This window comes from Devosia sp. MDV22-iso42, assembly GCF_058629155.1.
In genome coordinates, this window is record NZ_JBZVWR010000010.1 from 312,635 (window position 1) to 322,833 (window position 10,199).

Annotated in this window: 11 protein-coding genes; 5 read left to right on the top strand and 6 right to left on the bottom strand. The window is 63.5% G+C overall.

Annotated elements, in window-relative coordinates; all coding sequences use genetic code 11:
- Window positions 1–34: 34 nt before the first annotated feature.
- On the top strand, window positions 35–802 hold the full coding sequence (locus AC4NN3_RS13385) for a DUF599 domain-containing protein (protein ID WP_491927580.1): 768 nt from the start codon (window positions 35–37) through the stop codon (window positions 800–802).
- Here AC4NN3_RS13385 and AC4NN3_RS13390 read toward each other — a convergent pair.
- Window positions 735–1,580, bottom strand: a complete 846-nt coding sequence (locus tag AC4NN3_RS13390; RefSeq protein ID WP_491927581.1) for an alpha/beta hydrolase — start codon at window positions 1,578–1,580, stop codon at window positions 735–737. The genes AC4NN3_RS13385 and AC4NN3_RS13390 overlap by 68 nt on opposite strands.
- Before the next feature lie 153 nt (window positions 1,581–1,733).
- Here AC4NN3_RS13390 and AC4NN3_RS13395 point away from each other — a divergent pair, with 153 nt between their 5' ends.
- The 4 genes from AC4NN3_RS13395 to AC4NN3_RS13410 all read left to right on the top strand — a co-directional run bounded on the left by AC4NN3_RS13395 (window position 1,734) and on the right by AC4NN3_RS13410 (window position 4,510).
- Complete coding sequence (locus AC4NN3_RS13395) at window positions 1,734–3,125, top strand: putative bifunctional diguanylate cyclase/phosphodiesterase (RefSeq protein WP_491927582.1); 1,392 nt, start codon at window positions 1,734–1,736, stop codon at window positions 3,123–3,125.
- A 71-nt stretch (window positions 3,126–3,196) separates the two neighbouring features.
- On the top strand, window positions 3,197–3,508 hold the full coding sequence (locus AC4NN3_RS13400) for a (2Fe-2S)-binding protein (RefSeq protein WP_491927583.1): 312 nt from the start codon (window positions 3,197–3,199) through the stop codon (window positions 3,506–3,508).
- Window positions 3,474–3,959 (top strand): bacterioferritin, encoded by a 486-nt coding sequence (gene bfr / locus AC4NN3_RS13405; RefSeq protein ID WP_491927584.1) that lies wholly within the window; start codon window positions 3,474–3,476, stop codon window positions 3,957–3,959. The genes AC4NN3_RS13400 and bfr overlap by 35 nt, the downstream gene beginning before the upstream one ends.
- A 140-nt stretch (window positions 3,960–4,099) precedes the next feature.
- Window positions 4,100–4,510, top strand: a complete 411-nt coding sequence (locus AC4NN3_RS13410) for a VOC family protein (protein WP_491927585.1) — start codon at window positions 4,100–4,102, stop codon at window positions 4,508–4,510.
- A 4-nt stretch (window positions 4,511–4,514) separates the two neighbouring features.
- Here the strand turns inward: AC4NN3_RS13410 and AC4NN3_RS13415 are convergent, their stop codons facing one another.
- The 5 genes from AC4NN3_RS13415 to AC4NN3_RS13435 form a co-directional block, all read right to left on the bottom strand.
- Entirely contained in the window at window positions 4,515–5,129 is a 615-nt protein-coding gene (locus tag AC4NN3_RS13415; protein ID WP_491927586.1) for a nucleotidyltransferase family protein, read from the bottom strand.
- A gap of 32 nt (window positions 5,130–5,161) precedes the next feature.
- Complete coding sequence (locus AC4NN3_RS13420; RefSeq protein WP_491927587.1) at window positions 5,162–6,142, bottom strand: alpha/beta hydrolase; 981 nt, start codon at window positions 6,140–6,142, stop codon at window positions 5,162–5,164.
- Between the two features lie 200 nt (window positions 6,143–6,342).
- Complete coding sequence (locus AC4NN3_RS13425) at window positions 6,343–7,560, bottom strand: lytic murein transglycosylase (RefSeq protein WP_491927588.1); 1,218 nt, start codon at window positions 7,558–7,560, stop codon at window positions 6,343–6,345.
- 130 nt (window positions 7,561–7,690) lie between these two features.
- Complete coding sequence (locus tag AC4NN3_RS13430) at window positions 7,691–9,943, bottom strand: mechanosensitive ion channel domain-containing protein (RefSeq protein WP_491927589.1); 2,253 nt, start codon at window positions 9,941–9,943, stop codon at window positions 7,691–7,693.
- Between the two features lie 52 nt (window positions 9,944–9,995).
- A partial coding sequence (locus tag AC4NN3_RS13435; RefSeq protein ID WP_491927590.1) for a hypothetical protein occupies window positions 9,996–10,199 on the bottom strand: 204 nt, incomplete at its 5' end.

Consider the following 10,199-nt stretch of genomic DNA (forward strand, 5'->3'; position numbering starts at 1 on the left):
AACAGGGGCGACAACGCTTTTTCCGGGGCCGCCCTTGTCCACCACACTCATCTCCACGCTGTTTCCGCTGCTTTGCTACCTGGCCTACAACATCATCGTGCCGCAGGTCGAAAAGCTGCGGCCGTCGCTGTCGGTGATCATGAACCTGCAGCGCCGCCGCTGGGTGGCCAATGCGGCGGTGCGGCACTCGCCCTTCGATGCCATCCTGTCGGGCAATATCATGGGCTCGGTCAGCTTTCTCGCCTCGACGGCAGTGCTGCTGATCCTGTCCATCTTTGCCGTTTTCGGCCAGGTGCCCTCGCTCATCACCGCGCTGAATGCCTTGTCCCTGCATCGGGTCTATACGCCGCTGGACGTGCAACTGCATCTGCTGGTGATGCTGACCATGTTCGTCATGGCATTCTTCGCCTTCACCCTGTCGCTGCGCCAGTTCAACCACTTCTGCATCATGCTGGGCGCCATCGATCAGGACAATGGCACCACCGAGGCCGAACTGGACGCCATTACCCGCATGAATGCGCTGGGCGCTGCCAATTTCAACAGCGGCATTCGCGCCTACTATTTCTCGGTGGCCACTGTCGCCTGGTTCGTGTCGGACTGGCTGCCGATCGCCACCTGCCTGCTCACCGTCCTCATCCTGGCGCATCGGGAGTTCTTCTCCTCCGCCCACCGCACCGCCGCCTCCGCCGCCGTGATCGCCGCGCGCCGCCAGCAGGGCAAGACCACTGCCGCTGCTAGGCCGGCTGAAGCTGCGGCACGGCCGCGCCCAGATGGCGATGCAGGAATACCCCCAGCTCTGTGAGCAGCGGCGCCATGCCCCGCCCCGGCCGGCCCAGGGCCAGCAGCGGGCCAGGATGGCCCAGACTGTCATAGTGCCGCTCCACGACCGTACAGCCCACCACCCGCAGCCGCTTGGCCAGCGCAATGGTGTTGCGGGGATAGACCAGCCTGTCCTTGCCGCCGGTGGCCAGGAACATCGGCGGCGCCGCCGGGTTGACAAAGTGGATGGGCTGGGTCGCCATCGGCTCGCGCACCGCGCCAAAGGTGCGCAGGCTGATGCGCCCGTCGAACGGGAAGAAATCATAAGGGCCCGACAGGCCCACGACGCAGCCGATATGATCGAGCAGGCCGCTTCTGGCCAGGTGGCCTGGGTCCAGCGTCAGCATGACCGCATTATAGGCGCCGGCCGAGTGCCCCATCAAGGCAATGCGCTGGGGATCCCCGCCATGCGCCGCGATATTGTCTACCACCCAGCGTATGGCGGCGGTGCCGTCGTCGAGGAAACCGGGATACTCCACTTCAGGCAGCAGGCGATAATCGGCAATCACCGTCACAAAGCCCAGGGCCGCCACTGCCCGGCCGACGAAGTCATAATCGGCGCGGCTGCCATCGTTCCACGAGCCGCCATAGATGAAGAATACCACCGGCCAGCCCGCATCCGGCGCCGGCGCCGCGACAGGTGCGTAGATATCGAGCTGCTGGCGCGCGCCCGCACCATAGGCAATGTCCCTTGCGGTCTTGCGGGAGCCGGCATCCTTTGGGCTGAGGAAATTGATGATGCTCAGGATCGGGAAGGGCATGGATGCTCCGCTGCTGTTCCACCAAGATACGGTGCGTGGCAAATTAATGTTTCGCGCTCCACGCCGTTATGGCTAATCATTTCATTCGGACTTAAGGCACTGGCGGCATAGTGTCGGCACATCGCCCGGCGCGAGCCACAACAGGATGCTCGCGTGAAGCAGCGAACCCGACCGATCGCCAACGTCATGACTCCGGGCCCGGTTGCCACCCGCGCGCGTCTCAATGCCGAGTTCCTGACCCAGCTCGGCCGCTATGATCACGTCACCCGGCTGCCCAACCGGCTGCAGTTCATCGATCACTTCGACGTCCTCGCGCGCACCGACCAGCCCACTCTGCTGGTACTGGTCACCCTGGCCGACGCCAAGCACTACAACGAGATCCTGCGGGCTCTGGGCATGGCCTTTTCCGAGGATTTCGTGCGCACCGGCGCCGACCTGCTCGCGGCCGAGATGCCCGACGAGCTCACCATCTATCATGTCAGCGTGCTCAGCTTCGTTGTGGCCCTCACCGTGGATACGGTCGAGGTCGCGCCCGCTGCCGCCCGGCGCATCGCTGCCGCCTTTGCCGGCCCGCTCTCGGTCAACGCCATTCCGATCAAGACTGATGTCGGCGTCGGCCTGCTGCCGCTCGACGCGGAACGCGGCGCCGCCGAATCCCTGCGCGCGGCCCTCGTGGCGGCGCAGGACAGCCGCAACGCCCCCGGCGGTATTGCCTTTTATGATCACAAGTCCGATGCCGCCCATTTGCGCGCCTTCCGGCTGCTGGCGGATTTGCCCCGCGCCATGGCCGCCCGCGATCAATTGGCGCTGCATTTCCAGCCGCGCATTGCCTTGGGCACCGGCCGGTGCCACGGCGCTGAGGCCCTGCTGCGCTGGAACCACCCCGAGCTCGGCGCGATTTCCCCGGCCGAGTTCATCCCCCTCGCCGAGCAGACGGCCCTGATCAACCCCCTGACCGAGTGGGTGATCGAGCGCGCCCTGGACCAGAACCGGCGCTTTGTCGATGCGGGATACCCGCTGCGCATGTCGATCAATGCCTCCCCGGTCAACCTGTCCGAGGCCGGATTTGCCGAGACCCTGCTGCACCGCTGCCAGGTCGCCGGCCTGGCGCCACAGCATATCGAGCTTGAGTTTACCGAGGGCACCCTGGCCACCAATTCGGCCCGGGCCACCGACCAGTTGAACAGCCTGCGCCAGGCCGGCGTGGCCATTGCGCTGGACGATTTCGGCTCGGGCTATTCCAACCTTTCCTATATCGCCCATATTCCGGCCGACGTGATCAAGATCGATCAGTCCTTCGTGCGCCCCCTAAGGGCCTCCGGCGATGACGACTTCCTGCTGTGTCACATTGTCTCTATCGCCCAGGGCCTCGGCTTTCGCGTCTGCGCCGAGGGCATTGAATCCGGTCACGCCTATGCCCGGCTGCGCGACCTTGGTTGCGAGGAGGGCCAGGGCTATTTCATGGCGCGACCCATGCCGGCCGATCACCTGCTCGACTGGCTCGACAGCCGCGCAAAGTCGCCTGAGGCACACTGGCAGGGCTAATCTGACATTGACAATCAGCTATAGTCCACGCTTTATGCGTCCGTCCGTTATGCCTTCAATATGGCCGCGCAATGCTCATCTGCCAGTGCAATATGATCACGTCCAAGGAGATCGAGGATATCGTCCTTGATCTGCTGCGCGCCGATCCGTGGCAGCTCGTGGTGCCCGCCAAGGTGTACAAAGAACTCGATCGCCGCGCCAAGTGTGGTGGCTGCGTGCCGAATGTGGTAGACATAATTGTTCGGGTGACCGAAAACTATCATATGCAGCAAGCCCTCCCCTCTAGCGAACTCGTTTCCCTGCAGTCCGGGCTGGAAAAACTCAAGCAGCAAGGAAGCGGAGTACGTCGTGAAAGGCGAAGCAAAAGTCATCGAGCGGCTTAACGAGGCCCTCTTTCTCGAACTCGGGGCGGTCAACCAGTACTGGGTCCATTTCCGTCTCCTGGACGATTGGGGCTACAAGAAGCTGGCGACCAAGGAACGCGCCGAATCCATCGAGGAGATGCACCACGCCGATCGCCTGATCGAGCGGATCATCTTCCTGGAAGGCCATCCCAATCTGCAGCGGGTCGCGCCGCTGCGCATCGGCCAGTCCATCAAGGAAGTGCTCGAGGCCGATCTGGCCGGCGAGTACGAAGCCCGCGCGGCCTACAAGGCGAGCCGCGAGCTGTGTGAGGAACTGGGCGACTACGTTTCCAAGAACCTGTTTGAAGCCCTGCTGACGGACGAAGAAGGCCACATCGACTTTCTCGAGACCCAGCTGGAACTGCTCGACAAGATCGGCGTCGAGAAATACGGCCAGCTCAATTCGGCCTCTGCCGACCAGGCCGAGTAATATCACCATCGGATTGCCACACCGCCCGGCTCGCCGGGCGGTTTCTTTTTGCCTGGTGCCGGCACCACAGGGGCCCTGCACGCCGCGGCAACCTGGGCATGGCCCCGCGCGTTTCGCACAGGCGAGAAAAGGAGTTCGTGATGACCTTCCATACCGGCCGATTGATCGACCACGTCCACCTGCGCAGCCGCGATTTTGTCGCCAGCCGAGCTTTCTATACGGCCATTCTTGACGTGCTGGACATCGATATAGTCTTTTCCGGCGATAACTGGTTCCAGGCCGATGAGCTGTTTGTCGATGCGGCAAACGCAGATAGCCCGCCAACCCATGTGCACCTGGCCTTCCAGGCCCGTGATCGCGCCATGGTCGACGCCGTCTACGCGGCTGCACTGGCCGCCGGCGGCATCGACAATGGCGCCCCCGGCGAGCGCGACTACCACCCCGGCTATTATGGCGCCTTCATGCTTGATCCGGATGGCAACAATGTCGAGGCGGTTTTTCACGGGCCGTCGCAGCGTTCGGCCGCATCGGTGGAAATAGAGGCGCTTTAGCCAATCAGTCGTCCGGCCAGGCCATGATGGTGAGTTCGGGCCAGATGGCTTTGGCCCGCTCTGCCTTGCTGGCATGGGCAAGCCGGTTGTCCAGCACCGGATTGGGCACCATGCGGAACGAGAACAGGTCATCGAGCCCGAATGGTGCAACGATCTCCAGATCGCCGGCACTGGTCAGCCGGGCGCCGACGGCATGGGTCTTGGACGCATAGCGACCGAGCATCTCGCCCGACGAACTCAGTGGCGGGAATGGAATGCCGAACTTCTGCTCGAACCACAGATGCACTCGGGCCTGATTGCGCGCCTGCACCGGTATCGGCAAGTCGGCAAAGCGTGCCTCCAGGGCCTTGATCACACGATCTTCGGCATCCCATCCCAGGTCGCGGGGATCGAAATAGACCACATCGATATCGTTGATCCCGGTCAGCGCGGCGCGACCGGTGAGCGCATTCCACACGCTGTTGTAGATCGCCCCGGCCACCAGCAGGTGATCGGGCAGCGCCATGCCGCGCAGCGCCTCCAGCACCGCCATCAGAATGGGCTGCGCCCGGATGATCGCTTCAAGCGCCTCAAGCTGGATTTTTGGTGCCGTGCCGGCATAGCGCAGATGCGTGCTCATACAGCAAGGCTAGCGCGATTCCGGCCCTGGCGTCAGTTCTCGATCGGCTGGAACATCGCATTGAGCTCATTGACGATCTGGTCCATCGGCGCGATGGCTTCCGGCAATTGCTCTGGCGCATTGGGCGCAACCGCCACATAGGGCACCCCGCTCGGAAAGGCGCCGAACATCTGGAAGAACGCCACCATGTCATCGAGCACCGGCATGCGCCAACGCCAGAGTGAGCCCATGGCAATGACCGGTTCCATATGCCCGAAACCGTCATAGTACCGCGTCGTCACCCAGACGCCGCTGTCCTTGAGTTTCTGGGCGAAGCGCTCGGTATTCTGCATCCGCACGATCGGATCGGTGGTGCCGGTGGCCAGATACATCGGCGGCGTCCGGCTGGTGACGAGGTTGATCGGCTGCGTCCCTTCCGGATTGGGCGCCGAACCGAAGGCATTCTGCACCTCGCCATATTCAAACGGGTAGAAGTCATAGGGTCCCGACAGGGCGGCGACGGCCAGGACGTTCATCGTCACCCCATAGTCGCGCAGGAAGGACGGATCGAGCGCCAGCATGGTGGCATTGTAGGCGCCGGCCGAGTGCCCGGCCAGGAACAGACGGCTGGTATCGCCGCCATAACTGGCAATATTGTCCTGCACCCATTTGAGCGCCTTGGCGCTGTCTTCGAGGAAGCCCGGAAACTGCACCTCGGGCACCAGCCGGTAATCGGCGATCACCACCACGAAGCCGCGCGACGCCAGTGCCCGCCCGACAAACTGGTAGTCGCTGCGCTCCCCCCGATTCCAGCCGCCGCCATAGATGAAGAACACCACCGGCGCCAGGCTGCCCCGCGCTTCTGGTGTGTAGACATCCAGCCTGTGGCGGGGCCCGTCGGCATAGGCGACCCCGTCGCCAGCCTTGATCGTGCCGCCATCCATGGCGGCCGGCAGGTTGAACGGATCCATCACCGACAGGGCGAAGCTCTGGGCGGGCGCAAAGGCGAGCATCAGCATAAGCGCCAGCAACATAAGGCGCGAATTCATCATTGGACGGAACATGGATCTACGGCTTCAAACGGATAAAGGGGTTCGCTAGCGGACAAAACCGGACTTTATGTGGCAGTGCCGGAATGGGCGAGGGCAGGCGTCTCAATTGCTGAAACCGACCTGCCCTCTACTTAAGCGACCTCAGATTGTCCCTAATTCATTACCGAAAAGTTAACCCTGGCTCAGCGCTGCAGCCTTTCGAGCAGCAGGCCGGACACATATCCGTCAGCCGGCAGGCCCGCCCGGCTCTGATAGGCCAGCACGGCCGCCCGCGTCTTGGGACCGATGACGCCATCGGGTGTGCCGACGTCATAACCCGCCCGCGCCAGCAGCGTCTGCAGCTGCGTCCGCTGCGCGACGGTCAGCGCATAGTCGCCGGCCGGCCACGGCGTGGCGAAATCCCCGCCGCCGATGATCCGGTCGGCCAGGTGACCGACGGCCAGGGCATAGCTGTCCGAATTGTTGTAGCGCTTGATCACATCGAAATTGGGCAAGAGCAGGAATGCCGGCCCGCTGGCGCCTGCCGGCAGATAGAGCCGCCCCACATCGCTCTGGCGCGGAAAGTCCTTGCCCGAGACCCGCCTTATGCCCATGGCCTGCCACTGGCTGAGCGGCGCGCGCTCGACTTGCCGGGCCGTGGCAAAGTCAAAGCCCTGCGGCAGCCGCACCTCATAGCCCCAGGTCTCGCCGGGACGCCATTTGAAATTGTTGAGGTAATTGGCCGTCGATCCCAAGGCATCCTGCACCGAGTTCCAGATATCCTTGCGGCCGTCGCCATTGTAGTCGACCGCATAGCGCATGAAGCTGGTGGGCATGAACTGGGTATGACCCATGGCGCCAGCCCAGGAGCCGGTCATCTTGTTGGGGGTGACATGCCCGTCGCTGACAATGCGCAACGCCGTCAGCAATTCCTCGCGGAAGAAGCTGGCGCGATAACCGCCCTCGGTCAGGGTAGCCAGGGCGTGGATGGTGTTCTCGCCGCCCATGAAGCCGCCGAAATTGGTTTCCATGCCCCAGATCGCCAGCACGATCTCGGGCTGCACGCCCCAGCGCTGCTGCGCCCCGCTCAGGGTCTGCTGCCATTCCTGGCGCATGGCCTGGCCCTTGGCGGCCTGCGCATTGGTGATGCGCTTGTCCAGATATTGCTGCACCGTCTGGCGGAATTCGGGCTGCTTGCCAGTCAGCTCCATCACCTTGGGCTGGTAACTATAGCCTGCAAACGCCGACTCGAAGGCCGACCGGCTGACGCCGCGCGCCGCCGCTTCCGGCCACAGCCCGGCCACGAATTGGGCGCTGTTGGCCAGTGCGGGCGCCATGCCGCCAAGACTAAGGGGCAGGCACAGCACCAGGGCGGCCAGCTGGCGGAAAATCGGTGTGGTCCTGCCGTCCGTGAAGAACATGACGAGCCTCGTTATGCGTGGTCCGGGAATGTCGGTGCATCTGCTGACCAGCAGCTTTTGCATAGGACAATCTTAACCCACCACATTAAGATGAGTTTAAGGCTGTCCCGCCTTGCCCTTCACAAAACAGTCAGCTCTTGGTCGGGCCTTCCGGCTCTGGCGCCGCACGATCCTCCAGCTGTGGCGGCAACGCCGCCGGCATACCCTCTGCCTTGGACCGGCTGGGCGTGTAGGTGACGTGCGGATAGGGAATTTCGATACCGCGTTCCTCGAACACGCTTTTGATGATCTCGTTATAGGCCCGGCCCGTGCCCCATTGCTCGCCCGGCACTGTCTTGATGCGGGCCCGCACCGTGACGGACGACGCGCCAAAGGCGGTCACGCCATGCATGTCGAGGTGGTCAAGGATATGGTCCTTGTGTTCGGTCTCCATCAACCGGTCAAAGGCCTCGAACATGGCCTGCTTCACCGCGCCGATATCGCTGTCATAGGCGACGCCCATCTCGATCAGGTGGAAGGAGAAGCCGCGCACCATGTTGCTCACCTGATCCACCGAGGAAAAGGGGATCAGGTGCACGGTGCCCGACAGGTCACGAATGGTCACCGAGCGGATCGTAAGCTTTTCCACCACACCCGACTTGTCGCCCACGGCCACCACATCACCCTCGTTCATCACATTCTCGAACTGGATGAAGATGCCGGTAATGATGTCCTGCACCAGTTTCTGGGCGCCAAAGCCGATGGCCAGGCCGATGACGCCGGCGCCGGCCAGCAGCGGGGCAATATTGACCCCGATCTGTGCCAGCGCCAGCATCAGCCCGAAGATGACCAGGGCAATGGTGAAGGCATTGCGGAACAGGCCCAGCAGCGTCTTCTCCCGCGCGGTCGGCGTCTTGCCGAAATTGGGATTGAGCCGGTACTCGACCCAGGACGAGACGGCGACATAGAGCGCCATGCAGACCAGCACGATCAGCGCCGCCGAGATCACCGATCCGGCAACGGCCTGTCCCTCGTCGCTGCTGATCCAGCCGCCGAAGTCGAACAGCGACCAGGCCTGGGCAATGGCCAGCACCACGCCGGCGATCACCATCCAGCGCACCACCTGCATCACCGTCGGCACGAAGGTCTTGAGCCGTGTTTCCAGCAGCGGCAGGCGCTCCCTGATATCGGCCGGCAGGTTGAGGCCGGCGCTGACAAAGCGGGCGATGAAGCTGACGATGACCACGCCGATGACAATGGCCACCAGCGACTGCAGCGTCGCCGCCAGCATGAAGGGCAGGGCTTGCTCGGGATTGGTGAACCAGACCACCAGCAGGGCCAGCAGATAGACAATGGCCACCACATGCCAGTGGCGCGACAGCAGCAGCAGCAGCTGGCCCACGCCGTCATTGTCGCGCCGGGCGGCAAGCCCCTCGAGCCAGTGCCGGACATCGTCGCGGTTCTGCAGCACCACGATGATGGCAATGGTCACCGCGGTTGCCATGACCAGCACCTGCACCGCAGCCGCAATGGCCGGAGACAGGTTGGCGCTCAGCAGCGGCGCCACGAACAGGAAGGTATAGCCGATCAGCGAAATGATGCGCGTCAGCCAGAATGACCAATAGGCGGCATTGTCATCGCCGATCGGGATCAGCCTGATGCTCGATAGCCGCGGCGCCAGAATGGCGCGCGTCGCCAGCTTGGTTATCTCGACCAGCAGAAACGCATTGAGCAGCAGGGACTGGTTGATGCCCATGCGTCCCGGCGTTTCGCCAACAAAGGCGAGCGCCAGGCCATAGCCGGTCGCCCAGGCCAGCACGACCGGACAGAGATCGATGAGCAGCACCAGGACGGCGCTGCCGAAGCGCTTCAGCCAACCCGCGCCGACAACCCGCGCCGCAATCCGGCGATCGAGCCAGTTCCCCAGGAGTCGCAGCACGAAATAGCTGCCGAACAGCCCGAGCGCCGTCAGCAGGACGCCGCCGATCACCCCGGCAAAGGCAGAATAATCGGCGCCGCGGGTCCCGCCAATGCCGTCCCGCAGATCGCTGAACACCACACCCAGCGAGCGGATCGTGGCCGAGGCGCCCTCGGCGGCGCTCTTGGTATATTCGGCCAGTTGCCGCACGATACTCAGATCGGCCACGGGTTCGTCCACCGGCTCGCCCCCGGCATCGTCGGCCTGCTGCAGGCGAGCGATCAGCGCCGCCCGGCTCTGGTCGTCCTGCAGGATGCGCACCAGGGCATCGATACTGGCATCCGTCGCCGTTGCTTCGCTGCCGGTCTCGGTCGCACCATTTTCGTTGGCACTCTCGGTCGCGGGCAGCAAAGGCACCTGCGCCTGGGCCAGGCTTGGCATCAGCAGGGCCAGCATCAGCAACGGCAAGAGGGTGAATGAGCGCATGGGAGATTGATCCAGACAGAACGGAGGGGAGCCAGCATGGCCTGTCAGGCCGTCATTGTGGATACGCCGGACTGACCTGTCTGTTCAACCGCTGCGGGGGCAATTCGATCCAGGGCAGATTACCGCGGTACGGCGGATTTTCCAGCGAGCACGCCGTGCAGTGTCTGCCGGGGCCGTCTTTGTTTCTTGTCGTATCCTGTGTTTTGGAACGCAAAAAGCCCACCCGGTTTCCCGGGTGGGCTTTTTCTATTCTGTT

Bases quoted from the DNA above. Each gene is read 5' to 3' on its own strand.
- AC4NN3_RS13390 (WP_491927581.1), bottom strand. From the start codon at position 1,580: ATGCCCTTCCCGATCCTGAGCATCATCAATTTCCTCAGCCCAAAGGAT.
- AC4NN3_RS13400 (WP_491927583.1), top strand. From the start codon at position 3,197: ATGCTCATCTGCCAGTGCAATATGATCACGTCCAAGGAGATCGAGGAT.
- AC4NN3_RS13410 (WP_491927585.1), top strand. From the start codon at position 4,100: ATGACCTTCCATACCGGCCGATTGATCGACCACGTCCACCTGCGCAGC.
- AC4NN3_RS13415 (WP_491927586.1), bottom strand. From the start codon at position 5,129: ATGAGCACGCATCTGCGCTATGCCGGCACGGCACCAAAAATCCAGCTT.
- AC4NN3_RS13420 (WP_491927587.1), bottom strand. From the start codon at position 6,142: ATGTTGCTGGCGCTTATGCTGATGCTCGCCTTTGCGCCCGCCCAGAGC.
- AC4NN3_RS13425 (WP_491927588.1), bottom strand. From the start codon at position 7,560: ATGTTCTTCACGGACGGCAGGACCACACCGATTTTCCGCCAGCTGGCC.
- AC4NN3_RS13430 (WP_491927589.1), bottom strand. From the start codon at position 9,943: ATGCGCTCATTCACCCTCTTGCCGTTGCTGATGCTGGCCCTGCTGATG.